Annotated in this window: 14 protein-coding genes; 2 read left to right on the top strand and 12 right to left on the bottom strand. The window is 57.9% G+C overall.

The genetic code is table 11. The features are described from left to right. Positions 1 to 239: 239 nt before the first annotated feature. Together AC4BCN_RS27410 and AC4BCN_RS27405 are read right to left on the bottom strand one after the other, a co-directional pair. Positions 240 to 2,636: a S8 family peptidase gene (locus AC4BCN_RS27410; protein ID WP_338679965.1), complete on the bottom strand. Its 2,397-nt coding sequence runs from the start codon at positions 2,634 to 2,636 to the stop codon at positions 240 to 242. Between the two features lie 19 nt (positions 2,637 to 2,655). Continuing rightward, complete coding sequence (locus AC4BCN_RS27405; protein ID WP_338679964.1) at positions 2,656 to 3,630, bottom strand: AAA family ATPase; 975 nt, start codon at positions 3,628 to 3,630, stop codon at positions 2,656 to 2,658. A gap of 568 nt (positions 3,631 to 4,198) precedes the next feature. On the opposite strand from AC4BCN_RS27405, the gene trmB reads away from it, so the two are divergent. Further along, positions 4,199 to 4,879, top strand: a complete 681-nt coding sequence (trmB, locus tag AC4BCN_RS27400; RefSeq protein ID WP_338679963.1) for a tRNA (guanosine(46)-N7)-methyltransferase TrmB — start codon at positions 4,199 to 4,201, stop codon at positions 4,877 to 4,879. 148 nt (positions 4,880 to 5,027) lie between these two features. Further along, positions 5,028 to 6,047 carry a UDP-glucose 4-epimerase GalE gene (gene galE / locus AC4BCN_RS27395; RefSeq protein ID WP_338679962.1) on the top strand — a complete coding sequence of 340 codons (1,020 nt, stop codon included), beginning with the start codon at positions 5,028 to 5,030 and terminating at the stop codon, positions 6,045 to 6,047. A gap of 16 nt (positions 6,048 to 6,063) precedes the next feature. Here galE and rfbD read toward each other — a convergent pair whose 3' ends face one another. From rfbD to AC4BCN_RS27345, 10 genes are all read right to left on the bottom strand, one after another. Next, positions 6,064 to 6,936, bottom strand: a complete 873-nt coding sequence (gene rfbD / locus AC4BCN_RS27390; RefSeq protein ID WP_338679960.1) for a dTDP-4-dehydrorhamnose reductase — start codon at positions 6,934 to 6,936, stop codon at positions 6,064 to 6,066. 177 nt (positions 6,937 to 7,113) lie between these two features. Beyond that, on the bottom strand, positions 7,114 to 8,400 hold the full coding sequence (locus tag AC4BCN_RS27385) for a Glu/Leu/Phe/Val family dehydrogenase (protein WP_034745922.1): 1,287 nt from the start codon (positions 8,398 to 8,400) through the stop codon (positions 7,114 to 7,116). 151 nt (positions 8,401 to 8,551) lie between these two features. Next, entirely contained in the window at positions 8,552 to 9,532 is a 981-nt protein-coding gene (locus tag AC4BCN_RS27380; RefSeq protein WP_490492194.1) for a LysR family transcriptional regulator, read from the bottom strand. A 44-nt stretch (positions 9,533 to 9,576) separates the two neighbouring features. Further along, a complete protein-coding gene (locus AC4BCN_RS27375; protein ID WP_490492193.1) occupies positions 9,577 to 10,059 on the bottom strand; it encodes a hypothetical protein in 483 nt (160 codons plus the stop codon). Then, entirely contained in the window at positions 10,059 to 11,882 is a 1,824-nt protein-coding gene (gene recQ / locus AC4BCN_RS27370; protein WP_046684441.1) for a DNA helicase RecQ, read from the bottom strand. The genes AC4BCN_RS27375 and recQ overlap by 1 nt, the downstream gene beginning before the upstream one ends. A gap of 6 nt (positions 11,883 to 11,888) precedes the next feature. Beyond that, positions 11,889 to 12,734 carry an undecaprenyl-diphosphate phosphatase gene (locus tag AC4BCN_RS27365; protein ID WP_128141745.1) on the bottom strand — a complete coding sequence of 282 codons (846 nt, stop codon included), beginning with the start codon at positions 12,732 to 12,734 and terminating at the stop codon, positions 11,889 to 11,891. Positions 12,735 to 12,902: 168 nt separating this feature from the next. Then, on the bottom strand, positions 12,903 to 14,051 hold the full coding sequence (locus tag AC4BCN_RS27360; protein WP_490492192.1) for an MFS transporter: 1,149 nt from the start codon (positions 14,049 to 14,051) through the stop codon (positions 12,903 to 12,905). Positions 14,052 to 14,083: 32 nt separating this feature from the next. Further along, positions 14,084 to 14,854: a DeoR/GlpR family DNA-binding transcription regulator gene (locus AC4BCN_RS27355; protein WP_456147877.1), complete on the bottom strand. Its 771-nt coding sequence runs from the start codon at positions 14,852 to 14,854 to the stop codon at positions 14,084 to 14,086. A gap of 90 nt (positions 14,855 to 14,944) precedes the next feature. Then, the gene (locus AC4BCN_RS27350; RefSeq protein WP_490493639.1) at positions 14,945 to 15,199 is read right to left on the bottom strand and encodes a YkgJ family cysteine cluster protein; all 255 of its coding nucleotides are present in this window, start codon (positions 15,197 to 15,199) and stop codon (positions 14,945 to 14,947) included. Next, positions 15,087 to 16,157, bottom strand: coding sequence for a head GIN domain-containing protein (locus tag AC4BCN_RS27345; protein WP_490492191.1), 1,071 nt, complete (start codon positions 16,155 to 16,157; stop codon positions 15,087 to 15,089). The genes AC4BCN_RS27350 and AC4BCN_RS27345 overlap by 113 nt, the downstream gene beginning before the upstream one ends. Positions 16,158 to 16,294: the final 137 nt, after the last annotated feature.

The raw sequence follows: 16,294 nt of genomic DNA, 5'->3' as shown, positions 1-16,294 counted from the left end.
AAACACCAGCCTTTGTTTTAGTTTTATGGGAGCGAAAGGAAAAAAATGCCCGAGAGCTTGTGCTCTAGGGCATTTTTTACTTATTGATAGGCGACATAAATGGAACTCGTCAAAGCAGCCTCATTCGTTGAGTTCTGGTATCACCTAAGGTAGTTTCTTATAAATGGTCGATTGTCGTGTGCTCGTAGATTTATTGTCTAAATGGTATATTTTATTGCATTTAATGCACGACCTACTCTCTATGCTCGTGCGCGCTCGCGCTCTTGAATCTGAACTCGATTTTGTATTTGCGTGTAAAGCTGAGGTTCGATATTTTCTCTATCAGTTATTGTAATGGCAAGAGCATATGCTTCTTCCTCTAGTGACATTTGCGCCCCCCAATCTGGTCGATCTTGTCGTGTAACAACTACAAACCATTTCACGTTTGGAGAAAGCTGTTTGAAGCTCCATATTGATGCTTGTACGGTACCCTTACTGCGAGCCTGTGACGTTATTTCACGATTGGTTACTGCATCATCATTGCGAACTTTAGTCTCGTCTTGTAGATCGTGATTAAATGATCGCTCAACGTCAGCAAGTGATTTTCCCTTAACTAACTTGAAAAATATTTTAGTAGCGACGTAGTCTAGCCTAGTTGTTCGAACCGCAGGAGAATGTGCTAGTGATACACGTAACTCGCGCTTTGCCCGCTGTGAGCGCAAAAAGTGTTCGGGAAGCGGTAGTTCAAAGAACTGATGAGTATTGTTTTTAATGGTGTTTTCGGAATGTAAAACAACTGCCGACTCGGATGACCTGAACAGTGCATCTGTATCAATTGCACCATAGCCCATCACATCTCGCTGCAAATCACTTTTGTTCTCTTCTTTGTGGCTGTCAATATGATTTTTTGTAAAAATTCCAACACTCTCGTTAGGAATCGATGCTTGATTGACAAGCATGGCTCTAAGTAAATTTGCGGACGCTGTCGGATATTCATTTAACAAGCGTGCAGCTAGATGCGTGATATAGGGCGCAGCGAAGCTAGTTCCAGAAATCTCTTTAAATAGAGTTCTACCAATAAATTCATGATTCAAACACAAGACACCCATGCCACGCGCCTCGGCTTGCCACTGTTTTCCCTCGGTGCGCATTGGAGAGGCAATATTGCCGCCAGTAGCCACTAAGTCTGGCTTTATTGCGCCCTTGACTGAAGGGCCATGACGTGTGAAAGGTGACGGCTGGCGTTCGCCGGCTGGCGTCAGGGCGTGAATTTCAGGGTATTTTTGCTCATTTTCATGGGCATTATGTCTGGCCAAACTTCCCACAGTGATTGCATTTAATGCAGGTGCCGGGTCAATGATGATTGATTCTGGGCAGCTTAAGTAGCTAGGATATTCCTCTCGCCAACTCTCTTTTGGAATGGGCGGCTCTTCGCACCCATTGAAATTTCCCGCAGAGACAATGAAGAGTACATCGTACTCTCGGGCCAGTTTGTCAAGAATGTAGGCAATTCCTTTGACATGAAAGCCATCGTAGGGAGAGTTGGTGTTTCCGATTGAAAGATTGAATATACGACAACCTTGTTCGCCAGCAAAGTATGCGACTGCTTTTTCTAAGGTGCTTTCTATAGTCTTTTCATCGTATTTTGTCTCACCCGTATCCTTGTCACGCGACAGGATCTTACCGCTATAAAGCCAGAATTCAGGTTTCCAATAATTACTAGCCGCTGCGGCTTCCAGATCACCATAGAGCGCGATGCCAGCCACAGCGGTGCCGTGACCAGCATCATCTTCTGCCTCTTCGCCAGTAACAAAGCTGGTATTTTCTGCAATTGCGGATCGTAGCAATGGATGATTTGTGTTGATACCACTATCCAAAATACAAACTCTTGCACTATTTTCTGCCGGTGCTGAAATTTCGCCTGGAAGTTTGGCTATGTCAAAGTTCATCTGCGAATAATTGATCCCTGATTTTGGCAGCAAATCGACGTAGCGTATGTCAGTATGCTCAAGTAACAGGTCAGCCTGCGCCAGTGTTACCTCTACACGATACATTATTAAACTGTCTAGACTGACTTGATCAATTTGTCGAATATGATTTGCCCTTAGCCAAGCTGTGAAATCTTGGATGAGTTTTTGCCTGAGCGGATGACGGCTTGACTGTACTGGCCATAACTCAATATCGAGACGGAAAGTATCATTTTTTGGCAGGCCATAAAATTTTACAGCCCAGCTTTCGCGGTCAGATCTTGTCCAATTATCTACATTCTCTAGGGCAGTTAGAATTTGTTTGTATGTAATATTGGCATCATTTTTGCCAAGACGCGATAGGTGATCTGAGAACTTAGCTAGTCCAGCTTCATTTGCAAAAACAATACAGATATTGTTGCCTTCTTGACTTATAAACTCGACACCATGTTTTATAAGATTTTTTATGTCAAGCATGCCGGTATATTCCAGCTTCAGAATGAATCTATCTTCCACCGAGGAAACCTGTTTCTTGGCTTGAGCGAACGCATTGCCTAGCGCCTGGTTTAATTTCTGGCCATGGCCAGCAAGATCTCCCCGCTTAAATGTCGGAATATTGTAATCTCTTGTACGGCGATCATTTTCGAGCTTCTCTTTTGTTATTTTGATATGCTTGTACTGCTCTGCCATACAAAAGCTCCTCAGTTATTTATCGTCGTATTTCTTTCCCAAGTGCGCTTTTAAGGTCATTTAGAGAGAGGAATTCTTGGCCCTTAAGGATCATCCTCTTGGCAGCTCTTCGAACTACTCTTTCGATATCAGCTCCACTAAGGCCGTCGAAAAGCTCCACGATCTCTGGCCCGTCAATTTCAAATTGACGTCGCACCCCACGTAGTTTAGATGATAATAGCTTAATGATCATATCTTTGGAAGGCTTAGAAAACTCGATAATGTCTTCGAAGCGCCTCCAAATTGCGCTGTCGAGAATTTGTTCATGATTGGTAGCTGCAATAATTAGGCTTTTTCCTTGATATGCATCAATCATTTGGAGTACGGCATTGACTACTCTGCGCAATTCTCCGTGCTCGCCACTGTCTGCTCTTTCCTTGCCGAGTGCGTCAAATTCGTCGAACAACGCAACCATAGGATACTCACTAATATAGTCGAATACTTTTCGTAAGTTCGCTGCAGTCTCGCCCAGGAAGGATGAAACCAGCGCGTCAAGCCGAACTACGGCTAGTGGCATATCCAATTCACACGCGATAACTTCAGCGGTAAGTGTTTTACCGCAACCAGGCGGGCCAAAAAAAAGGACACGGTTGGCAGGCCGCATTCCATATGAACGAAGGATGTCTTCGCGCCTGTGTTCACCCAATAGTTCTTCCACAGCATCCAATCCTGCAGAAGGAAGAATCAGTTCATCTAGTGACCTTTGAGGGTGCCTGATATCAAGCAGAGGGAGTCCTCGTTCCTTGTCTGTCGGCACAGAAGGTGTGAGACGTGAAACTTTCCCACGTCGATCTGCCGTCGAGGAATAAAGAATTTTCTCTAAGTCATTTGCGAGTAGGTGATGTTGCTTAAGTCGCTCCTCTTCGATGATTGACTCAGAGGCTAAGCGAAATGCATCTTTATCTCCAGCGGTTCCCGCCTTCAACAGTTGTCGTAATATTTTTCCGCTAGCCATATTAGCCTCGGTACTCCATGCAATCGGTACTATTTTTTAGGATTGGTTTGATTTTACTCTACATTCAATAACCATTTTGGCAATCATCGTAGATAAAAAAAGGCTGTCATTTTGTTGTCATTCCTGCGCTAAAACAGCCCAAAAATACTCCAAAAAATGACAGCCTTCTTGTTGCCAATTACTTGATCTTGAGAAATTCAGCGTCGGAGACTGCTCCATCCGAAACCGTAAGTTTCGGATTCGATGTTCGGTATGCGTCCGCGACCATGACTTGAGTATATCGCATCGTACGGGTCGTCAAGCGGGAATGATTTTACTCCACAAACGAAAAATCGGGCGCATGGATGCAGGCCTGCGGCACTGCTATAATGTCACCTTTGCGGAGCAAAAACGGGCCGTAAGCCCGCATGGTTGTTGAGTTCCTTGTCGAGCTTCCCAAGCTTACGACGAGGGTTCGATTCCCTTCACCCGCTCCATTTTCCGCTGGCGCCTGGTTTTGTGCGGCGCGGCCACTATTTTCCTCATTCCCATGTCTTCTGATACCCCAGCAAACGGCCCGGCACGGCCGATGATGTACGATCCGACCGAACACCGCATCCGCAGTTTCGTGACCCGCGCAGGACGGCTGTCTGTCGCGCAGGCGCGCGCGCTCGAGACCTTGGGGCCGAAGTTCCTGCTGCCTTTCGCCAAGGAGTCCATGGATTTCGAGCAGGTGTTTGGCCGCAAGGCGCCCGTGATTCTGGAAATCGGCTTTGGCATGGGTGCGACGACGGCGCATATCGCCAAGGCCATGCCGGAGAAGGATTTCATCGGCGTCGAAGTGCATACACCCGGTGTTGGCAGCCTGTTGAAGCTGATCGGCGAAGAGTCGCTGACGAATCTGCGCTTGCTGCAGCACGATGCCGTGGAAGTGCTGACGCACATGATTTCTGCCAATTCGCTGGCCGGTATCCACGTGTTCTTCCCCGATCCATGGCACAAGGCGCGCCACAACAAACGCCGCCTGATCCAGTCGCCGTTCGTCAAGCAATTGACCGATCGTCTGGCGCCGGGCGGCTATCTGCATTGCGCCACCGACTGGGAAGATTACGCGGTGCAAATGCTGGAAGTGCTGGGCGCCGAGTCGCAGTTGCGCAATAGCGCAGAGGGATACGCGCCCCAACCCGCATATCGTCCACTGACCAAGTTTGAAAACCGCGGCTTGAAGCTGGGCCATGGCGTGTGGGACCTGGTGTTCATCAAGAAATAACCTGGCGGTTTGCCCACCTGTGCCGTTGGCACGAGAAAAAGCCTGCCGCGGCGACGCCGCAGGCTTTTTTATGTACGCGCTATCGTGCGCTGGCTAGGCAAGGTGGGCGAATTACGGTAGTCTTATCTTTTTTGCATTGATTGATATTATGTCCAAGAAAATACTCGTGACCGGCGCATCCGGTTTCATCGGTTCGCATACCTGTGTCGAATTGCTGGCTGCCGGTTTCGAGGTAGTCGCGGTGGATAATCTGTGCAACAGCGCGCGCGAAGCGATGGCGCGTGTGGAGCGCATTGCCGGCAAAAGCGTGCCCTTCTACGAGGCGGACGTGCGCGACCGCACGGCCATGGCCGCCGTCCTGCGCGAGCACACCATCGATGCCGTGATCCATTTCGCAGGCTTGAAAGCCGTGGGCGAATCCGTGGCGCAGCCACTGATGTATATGGATAACAATGTATCGGGCACCGTGGCGCTGCTGGAAGTGCTGGCGGCGGCGAACGTGAAGCGTTTTGTGTTCAGTTCGTCGGCCACCGTGTATGGCGATCCGGAAGCCTTGCCGATCCTGGAATCGTCGCGTCTGTCCGTGACCAATCCGTACGGCCGCTCCAAGCTGATGGTCGAGCAGATACTGGCCGATCTCGTGCATGCCGATGCGCAGTGGCAAGTCGGCGTGCTGCGCTACTTTAACCCCGTTGGCGCGCATGTCAGCGGCTTGATCGGCGAAGATCCGGCCGGCATCCCGAACAACCTGATGCCTTTCATCGCCCAGGTGGCCGTGGGCCGCCGCGAGCGCCTGGCTGTGTTCGGCAACGACTACGATACGCCGGACGGCACGGGCGTGCGCGACTACATCCACGTGGTCGACCTGGCGCTGGGCCACGTGGCCGCTTTGAATCGCCTGTTTTCCACCGAGGGCGGCTTTACCGTCAACCTGGGCACGGGCCACGGCTACAGCGTGCTTGACACCGTACGCGCGTTCGAAGCCGCCAGCGGCCGCAAAGTCCCCTACGACATCGTGCCGCGCCGTCCCGGCGACATCGCCAGCTGCTACGCCTCGGCCGACAAGGCAAAGCAATTGCTGGGCTGGCAAGCGCAGAAAAACATCGACGACATGTGCCGCGACCACTGGCGCTGGCAGCACCAGAACCCGCAAGGCTACCTTGCCTGAGAGAAGAGAGATTTACTTAGTTTTGGCATAGCAGTAATGCATCTTGCCAGTTTGGTAATCCGCAGAAAGTCTCCATCAGTTTCTGCGACGACAGTACCGAATTGGCAGGTCGCTGCGCCGGGACCGGGTACTCGGATGCCAATATCGGTGTCAGCTGCGGCTTTTTTGTGACCGATGCATGGGCCATGATCGCTTCGGCAAAGCCAAACCACGTGGTTTTTCCTTTAGCCGTCAAATGGTAGAGCCCGGAGTGCCCGTCCCACCACGCTTGCTGGTCGGCGGCGGCCAAGCTTTGCGCTACGATGTGCGCGGTGGTATCGGCGATGGTACGGCTCCATGTCGGAGCGCCGAATTGATCTGACACGATGTTCAGCGCGTCACGCTCCTGGGCCAGGCGGCGCATGGTGAGCAGGAAGTTTTTGCCATGCGTGCTGTACACCCAGCTCGTGCGTAGAATAAGGTGGGTTACGCCCGTGGCTTGAATGGCCTGTTCGCCCGCCAGCTTGCTGCTGCCGTAAACATTCACTGGACAGGTAGGATCAGTTTCCAGATAGGCACTGTCCTTGTTGCCATCGAACACGTAATCGGTACTGTAATGTATCAGTGTGGCGCCAAGCTTTTTGGCTTCCTCTGCCATGACGCCGGGAGCCTCGCCATTGATGCGCAGTGCGAGTTCCGGTTCGCGTTCCGCTTGATCGACCGCGGTATAGGCGGCAGGGTTGACGATCAGCGTAGGCTTCACACGGCGAATGACGTCCCGCACCTGTTGCAGATTGCTCAAATCCATTTGACTACGGTCCAATGCGATGACCTCGCCCAAGCCTTGCAGGCTGCGTTCGAGCTCATAGCCTACCTGTCCAGTTCTTCCGGAGATTAAAATACGACCCATGAGTGTTCCTGTTTATATTGGTGTCAATAGTATGCCTGAAGGTGGCTGGATTAAGTGAAAGCGTCCGTCAGTTTTTCAGTGCCTTGTCTGGTAAAAGTTGACATGCGCCACCCATAAAAAACCCCGCTGCACATCACTGTGCAGCGGGGTTTTTTTTGTAGTCTTCCTAGCCGGATATTATGGATACAGACCGCGCACTTCGCGAGCCTGGAGAACACGGGTGCACGCCAGGATGAAGGTGGCGGTACGCATCGACACTTTCTTCTCTTGCGACACTTGCCATACCGAATCGAATGCTTCGCGCATGATGCGGGTCAGGCGGCTGTTGATTTCTTCTTCCGTCCAGAAGAAGCTCGAGAAGTTCTGCGCCCACTCGAAGTAGCTGACGGTCACGCCGCCGGCGTTGGCCAGCACGTCAGGCACGATCAGCACGCCGCGGTCGGTCAGGATGTCGTCCGCTGCAGGCAGGGTTGGGCCGTTGGCGCCTTCCAGGATGATCTTGGCGCGGATGACTTGTGCGCGTTCAGCCGTGATCTGCTGTTCCAGCGCTGCCGGGATCAGGATGTCGCAATCGATGCCCCAGAAATCTTCGCGTGGCACGAATGCCTCGGCGCCCGGGAAGCCTTCGACGCTGCCCACTTCGGCCACGTGTGCCAGCAATTGCGGGATGTTCAGGCCGCCGGAGTGCACGACGGTCGTCTTGTGGTCTTGTACCGCGACCACTTTCGAGCCGGCTTCAGCGAACATGCGTGCGGCGACGCCGCCCACGTTGCCGAAACCTTGCACGATGACTTTTGCGCCTTCGAGCGACATGCCGACCTTGGCGGCCGCATCGCAACCGACGACGAATACGCCGCGGCCCGTCGCATCGCGGCGGCCCAGGCTGCCGCCCAGCGAGATTGGTTTACCCGTCACCACGCCGGTCGACATATTGCCGCCGATCATGGCGTAGCTGTCCATCATCCACGCCATGACTTGTTCATTCGTGTTGACGTCCGGCGCCGGGATATCCTTGTTCGGTCCGATGATCATGCTGATCTCGCTCGTGTAGCGGCGGGTCAGGCGTTGCAGTTCGTTGCGCGACAGGGTCTTCGGATCGACACGGATACCGCCCTTGGCGCCGCCGTATGGCACGTTGACCGCTGCATTCTTGACCGTCATCCAGGCCGACAGGGCCATCACTTCCGACAGGGTCACATCCTGGTGGAAGCGCACGCCGCCTTTGCCCGGACCGCGCGACAGATTGTGCTGCACGCGGTAGCCTTCGTAGTGGGCAATGGTGCCGTCATCGCGCTCGATAGGCACGTCGACCGTCAGGATGCGCTTTGGACGCTTCAGCGTTTCCACCCAGCGCGACAGGTTGCCCAGGTACGGCGTAACGCGGTCGATCTGCTCGAGGTAGACGCCCCATGGGCCCAGGTCTTCAGGATTGAGGTAGGAAGGAAGTGCGTGCTTGCTGGTCATGCTTGATAAGCTCCTGGACAATACGAATACGTTAGAGGCACAGCCGAGATGCAGCTGCGCGCAGCGGAACCGCATCGTAGGCGATAGCCTCATGCCCCGGCCAATGCTTTGTGCGCATCCGGTTATGCATTTATTGCATAGTTAGAGGAGATCAGGAGGGAATTGTGGTGACAACTGCGCGCCGGCGTTTTTTCCCGCTGCGCGCCTTGCCATCCTGCGCCTGCACCAGGTACTGCCACAGGCTTTCGACAATTTGTTTGCCGGGACGCAGGCTGGATGGGCGTTCGCGGTACAAGCGGATTTCCAGCTCGATTTCCCAGCCTGGCGCGCCGCCGTCGGCGCGCGCCAGGTGCTTGTATTTGACGTCGCGCATGACGGCCGATTCGGGCAGGAAGGCGATGCCGCGGCCTTCCAGTGCCATCATTTTGAGGCCTTCGGCCATGTCCGTTTCGTAGCAGGTTTCCAGGAACAGGGGCGCTTTGGCATCGGCCAGCAGCAATTCCACCATGCGTCCCAGGTAGGCGTTGCTGGTGTAGGAAAGGAAGGGCAGCGGCTCCTTGGCGCTGCCGGGCAGGACGAAGTCCGGCACCTTGTCCTGGCCGCAGCGCGCATACGCGCGCAGGGTTTCGCGGCCCATCACCAGCATATCGTAGCGGCCCGGATCCAGTTGCACCGGCTGGCGCGGATGGTGATAGCACAGCAGCAGGTCGCAGCCGCCGTCGACCAGTTGCAGCACGGCGTCGTGCACGTTCAGGGCCATCAGGCGGCTGTTGATCGGTGCAAAACCTTCTTCCAAGGCCGTCAGCCATTTCGGCATGAAGGTCAGCGACAGGGTGTGCGGCACGGCGAAATCGACGCTCGTTTGCGTGGCCGCGCGCTTGCCGCGCAACAGCGCGCGCACGCCATTGATTTGCCCCAGCATTTCCAGCGCCTGTTCGTAGAATACGGCGCCGGCCGGCGTCAATCGTGTCGGATAAGACGTGCGGTCGACCAGGTCGATGCCGAGCCAGTTTTCCAGCGACTGGATGCGTCGCGAAAAGGCGGGCTGGGTCACGTGGCGCAGGGCCGCGGAACGGCTGAAATTATGTGTTTCGGCGAGCGAGATGAAGTCTTCCAGCCATTTGGTTTCCATCGCGGGACCGTTCCGTTATCAAGGGCAAAGGCAAGGTAAAGTGGTCAGGGCGTCTCGGGCGATGCCGCCGGCTGGTACAGCGCGGCGGGCAGGCCAAAGAAAGACGGCGGGCCCAGGGTCGTGCCATCGAGCGAGCCGCCCGCGTCCAGGGCCTTGTTGATGGCCTCCAGCAGGGAGCTGCGGTCTGCCAGATTTTGTATCAGCGCGCGCGGGCCGTTGTGGAAGGTGTGCTGGGCGATATCCGCAGCGACGACAAAGATCGGCTCGCGGCGCAAGGAGAACTCCACCCATTCGCCGTCTTCGTCTTGGGCGCAGAAAGTATCGGGCAGGGTCATGTTTTCGGCGCCGGGAAGATGCGACGCCAGCACCAGGCCGAAGGCTTCCGGCACCACGTCGGCCAGGCGGCGCACGGTGAGCTCGTCCTGCACCAGGGCGCGTACTTGCGCTTCCACCGCATCGTCGGCGTCGGGCTGGGCGCCCAGAATTTTTACGGCCTGATAGATCAGGTCCGGCGAGAGTGCTTCCATTAAATCATCTCCAGAATCATGGCGACGATTTCGTCGCCGTACGAGGCCAGTTTTTTCTCGCCCACGCCGCTCACGCCACGCATCTGCTCGAGCGAAGTGGGCTTGGCTTTGGCGATTTCACGCAAGGTGGCATCGACGAAAATCACGTAGGCGGGCACGTTGTGCGTGCGCGCCGTCTCCACACGCCACCAGCGCAGCTTGTCGAAGATCGCCTGCTCGCTGGTGGACAAATCCGTCTCTACATAGCCCTTCGCCACGCTGGTGCTGCGCTTGCTGGTTTTCACTGGTTTCTGGTACTGGCGCAGCTGCACTTTCTGGCCGCCCTTGAGCACGGGGCGCGAAGCGTCCGTCAGTTTCAGCGAGCTGTATTGTTCATGGTCGACCGAGACGAGACCCAGCGCGATGGCCTGGCGCAAAATCGATTTCCATTCCGCTTCGCCCAGGTCCGAGCCGATGCCAAACACCGACAAGGAATCGTGGTGCCAGGTCTTGATGCGTTCCGATTCCACGCCGCGCAGCACGTCGATCACGTGGCCGCCGGCGAAGCGCTGGTCGACGCGGTAGATGGCCGACAGCAGTTTTTGCACGGGCACCGTGCCGTCGAACGACACGGGCGGCACCAAACAGGTATCGCAATTGCCGCACGGCGAAGCCGGTTCGCCGAAGTATTCGAGCAATCGCATGCGTCGGCAGCTGAGCGTTTCGCACAGGCCCAGCATGGCGTCGAGTTTGACGCCCAGCACGCGCTTGAAGGTGTCGTCCGCTTCGGACTCGTCGATCATGCGCCGCTGCAGCACCACGTCCTGCAAGCCGTACGCCATCCAGGCGTTGGCGGCCATGCCGTCGCGGCCCGCGCGCCCTGTTTCCTGGTAATAGCCCTCGATGCTTTTCGGCAGATCCAGGTGGGCCACGAAGCGCACATCGGGCTTGTCGATACCCATGCCGAAGGCGATGGTGGCGACCATGACGATGTTTTCTTCGCGCAGGAAGCGCGCCTGGTTGGCGCTGCGCTTGGCGTACTCCATGCCGGCGTGATAGGGCAGGGCGCGGATACCGCTCTGGTTCAGAAATTCCGCCGTCTCTTCGACTTTTTTGCGCGACAAACAGTACACGATGCCGCAGTCGCCCGCGTGTTCCGTGTTGATGAAGTCGAGCAGCTGCTTGCGGCCATTCGCCTTTTCCACGATCTGGTAGCGGATGTTCGGGCGGTCGAAGGACGAGACGAACTGGCGCGCGTCTTCCAGCTGCAAACGCAAGGCGATTTCGGCGCGCGTCTGCGGGTCGGCCGTGGCCGTGAGCGCGATGCGCGGCACGTCCGGGAACTGTTCGTGCAGCACCGACAGCTTGATGTATTCGGGACGGAAGTCGTGGCCCCACTGGGCCACGCAATGCGCCTCGTCGATGGCGAACAGGGAGATCTTCGAGGCCTGGAACAGGTCCAGACAGCGCTGCGTCATCAGGCGCTCGGGCGCCACGTAGACGACGTCGATGCCGCCCGTGCGCACCAGGCGCTCGATGCGGCTCGCCTCTTCGTAGGTTTGCGTGGAATTGAGGAAGGCGGCGCGCACGCCGACTTCGGCCAAAGCGTCCACCTGGTCCTGCATCAACGCGATCAGCGGCGAGACGACGACGCCGACGCCATCGCGCAGCAGCGCGGGAATCTGATAGCACAGCGACTTGCCGCCGCCCGTGGGCATCAGTACCAGCGCGTCGCCGCCATGGCTGACGTGGTCGACGATGTCGGCTTGCTGGCCGCGGAAGGCCGGGTAGCCGAAAACGGTTTGCAGCAGGTGCAGCGCGCGCTGGTTAAGATCTTGATTCATAGTGCCTTATTCTGCCCAAACAACCCAGCCGTAGTGGGCGCTGGCCAACACCAGCAAGCCGAACACGATGCGGTACCAGGCGAAAAACGTGAAGTCATGCGAGCTGATATAGCGCAGCAGCCAGCGCACGCACAGGAAGGCGGAGATGAAGGCGGACACGGTGCCCAGGCCGAACAGGGGAACGTCGGTGGCCGACAGGATATCGCGCGCCTTGTACAGCGAGTAAAAGGTGGCCGCCAGCAAGGTGGGGATGGCCAGGAAGAACGAGAATTCCGTGGCCGTCTTGCGCGACAGGCCCAGCAGCATGCCGCCGATGATGGTCGAGCCGGAGCGGCTGGTGCCGGGAATCAGCGCGAACGCTTGCGCGCAGCCCACTTTCAGGGCGTCGAATGGCGTCATTTCATCGACCGAGTTGACGCGCACGGTGACGGGATTGGTGCGCGCGCGGCGCTCCACCAGCAAAATCACGATGCCGCCGATGATGAAGGCCATGGCCACGGGTACTGGCTTGAACAGCGCATGCTTGATCATCTTGCCAATCGCCAGACCGATGACGGCCAGCGGCAGGAAGGCGATGGCCACGTTCAGCACGAACTTGCGCGACTTCGCTTCGCTGCCAAAGGTGGTCAGCACGCTGCCGATGCGCTGGCGGTATTCCCAGCACACGGCCAGGATGGCGCCGGCCTGGATGGCGATCTCGAAGACCCCCATGACTTCTTTCGATACATCCTGTGTAAAGTCGAGCAGGCTGCCGGCCAGGATCAGATGTCCCGTGGACGAAATCGGCAAGAATTCGGTAAAACCTTCGACCAGCCCCATGATGATGGCTTTTAACGCAAGAATGAGATCCATAGATGTATAAAAGGGTATAAGTACGGGTATAAGTGGCAGGATGGGGTGAGTGTGCGGCGCCCGCAATGTGTGCGGGGTCGAAGCTTACCATGCCGCAGGCCTGGCGGACCTATTTGAGCGCTGGCGGACCCCGCTTTTTTAGCGCCGTCCGCCAGGCAAGGGAGGGGATCAGGATGTCTGTTTTGCCGACGCCACCAGGCGCGCGCTGGCCGCCACCAGCAGCAGGGCGGCGCCCAGCATGGCGAAGGCGATATTCAGGCTGGTGGCGTGCGCCACGAAGCCGATCACGGCCGGCCCGGCCAGGATGCCCGCATAGCCGATGGTCGTGATGGCTGCCACCGCCAGACTGGCCGGCATCGCATGTTGCTGGCCAGCTGCCGTAAACAAGATGGGCACGATGTTCGCCGCGCCCAGGCCGATCAGCACGAAGCCAAGCATGGCCAGGCTGGCATGCGGCGCCAGCACGGCCAGGAAGAAGCCTGCCGCCGCGCACAAGCCGCCCAAAGTAAGCACCCGCTTGCCGCCAAAACGGCTGACCACCTTGTCGCCCGTGAAGCGGCCCACCGTCATGGCGATGGCGAAGGCGGCGTAGCCGAGGCCACCCTTGGCTTCTTCCACGCCGCGCGTGGTGGTGAGGAACAGGGCGCTCCAGTCGAGGATCGCGCCTTCGGCCAGGAAGACGATAAAGCACAGCAAGCCGATGAAAATGACGGCGCCGTGCGGCATGACGAACAGCGGCGTCTTTTCGCCGGAGACGGACGCCGTTGGCAGCAGATGGCCCTGCGCCGCACCCAGCACGCCGCACAGCAGCAGCATCACCACGACGCAGGACCAGGCCGGCGTCAGGCCCAGCCACAGCAGCAGGGCCATGCAGGCCGCGCCGGCGAAGCCGCCCACGCTGAACAGCGCATGAAAGCCCGACATCATGGCGCCGCCGTTGGCTTTTTCGATGATCACGGCCTGGATATTGATGGCCACGTCGAACGTGCCCATGGCCGCGCCGAACACCAGCAGCACCAGGCCCAGCTGCAGCGGCGTGGCCGCCAGCGCCAGGCCGGGCAGCACGGCGGTCAGCAGCAGGCCGGCGCAGACGATGACCTTGCGGCAGCCGAAGCGTGCCGTGAGCATGCCCGTAAATGGCATCGCGCATAGCGAACCGGCGCCCAGGCACAGCAGCAGGATGCCGAGCGTGGCTTCATCGAGTCCCAGGCGCGACTTGGCGTAGGGGACCAGCGGGGCCCAGGCGGCCATGCCGAGGCCGGCGGCAAAGAAAACCAGGCGCGTGGCGCGTTGTTGCAGGGTTCCTGTGAGATGCATGGGAGAGCTTTTCAAGAGTCAGGTGGATAAAATCAGGCGCGGGCACGCAACACTTGCACGCCCAGCCGTTCAAAGGCGGCCACGTGGGCCGCATCGGCATCGGCTTCCAGCACCAGGTGCTGCAGCAAGCCCGTGGCCAGCACGCCGAACGGTGCGGCCGTGCCCAGCTTGTCGCTGGTGACGGCCACCACTACCGCCTTGCTGGCACCGGCGATGCTGCGCTTGAACTCGGCCTCGTCATAGTTGAACGCCGTCACGCCCGCGTCCGCATCGGCGCCGCAGGCACCGAGGAAACACAGGTCGGGATGCATGCGCTCGACCGTGCGCAAAGCTTGCGGACCCAGGCTGGCGCCGGCGCGGCGGTCGACCCTGCCGCCAGCCATGATCAGCTCGATTTCCGGGCGTTCCATCAGTGCCATGGCGATCGATGGCGCGTTGGTGATGACAGTGAGCGCCAACTCTGGCAAGGCGCTGGCGATGGCCAGGTTGGTCGAGCCCGCATCAAGAAACAGCACCTGGCCCGTACGCACGAGCGACACGGCAGCCTGCGCCAGGCGCGCCTTGCGCTCAGGCGCCTCCTGCTTGCGCTGGGTCAGGGTGCCGCCGTCAGGCGCCAGCGGCAGCGCGCCGCCATACACGCGCTGGCACAGGCCGGCTGCCGCCATCTCGCGCAGGTCGCGCCGTATCGTATCTTCGGAAACGTCGAGCTGGCGCGCCAGGTCCAGCGCCAGCACCCTGCCATCGGCGTGCAATTGTTGCTGGATCAGCGCGTGACGTTGTTTGAGGAGCAGGGTGGCGGACATGGTGAATTTATAAACGTGCAGGAATGTGCATGAATATACTCAAACGTGCAGATGTGGTCAACCGTTATCTGTCAGCCGCCGCTGCGCCGTTCAGGGCGCCGTCAGCCGTTCCAGCTCGGCCAGCCAGCTAATCGCGTGTTCGCGGCTGTTGCCGCACATGTCCTTGGATGGCTGCAAGCCGCCGCAAAACGCGGGACGTTCCGGCCGGCCGAAGATCTTGCAGCGATTGTCGTCAGCCAGTTGCACGCAGCGCACGCCCGCGGGTTTTCCATCCGGCATGCCAGGAATCGGGCTGGTGATGGACGGGGCGGTGCAGCAGGCGCCGCACGAGGGACGGCATGCCAGGGTGGCAGAGGGTGACATGGGATTTCAGGCGAACAGGTGAGGAGCCGACAGTATAGCAAGCCGGCTCCCATGCGTTGCCAAGGAGCGTACAGCGCACGATGCTGACGCGCTTGCCCGACAGGGTGCGGCGGGCCGGATCGCCATGCACGGTGATGCGTCCGGAACCGCTGGCGCGGGCGTTGACTTCATTCTGGACGCTGACGTCGACGTCGCCGGAACCGTTGCTCGCCAGATAAGCAACGTCGCTGCGCAGGGCGGCCAGGTTGATATCGCCCGAACCATTCACGTTGGCGTCGAGGCGCTGCACGGCGCCGCTGGCGCTGATGCTGCCCGAGCCGTTGACGGCCACGTTGACGCGCTCGCCGCGCACATTGCCCAGCTGGATGTTGCCCGAACCGTTCTGCACCGCGTCCGTGTTGCCGCTGGCGAGGGCCGCCGCGTTGATGCTGCCGGAACCATTGTTGGCCACGTCGAAGCGTCCCACGGTGCCCGACAGTTCGCTCTTCATCGAACCGCGTTGCTCCAGGCTGAAATCGTCGCCATTGAAACCGCTGGCCACCAGGCGGCCCGAACCGGAAATGGTGATCTTCTTCAATTGCGGCGTCGTGTAGATCACGTGGATGCCATTGCTGCTGCGAATGTTCGTATCGCTCCAGATGCGCAGGGTATTGCCGCTCACTTCGCTATGGATGCGCGGCTGCAGATTGCTGTCCGCCTCGATCACCAGCGATGTGGCCGGCCCGACGCGCACGTCGATCTTGATATCGATGCGCTTCATGCTGTCGATGTCGAGCGTGCTGATGTTGCTGACCTGGCGCACGTCGCGGCTCACTTGCTCGTTTCCCTGGATGGCATTGCCACCCGTGTCGACATGGCGCACTTCGCCATCGTTGGGGTTGATGACGATGGCGCAACCGCCAAGGGCAAGGGCACAGCACAGGGCCAGCAAGGTACGCATGGTGTTTCCTTTATGATTGTTTTAGTTCGGGAACAGAAAAAGCCGGCTGCCGCGCCGCAGCTGCCGTGCTGTCGATGGCAAGATAGCAAATCCCACACGCTTGCTGAATGGAAATGCGATGAACTGCGCAAAATGGG

The sequence above is a fragment of the Janthinobacterium sp. Bl 1 genome, assembly GCF_058215535.1.
This window is presented reverse-complemented; position numbering and strand designations above follow the sequence as displayed.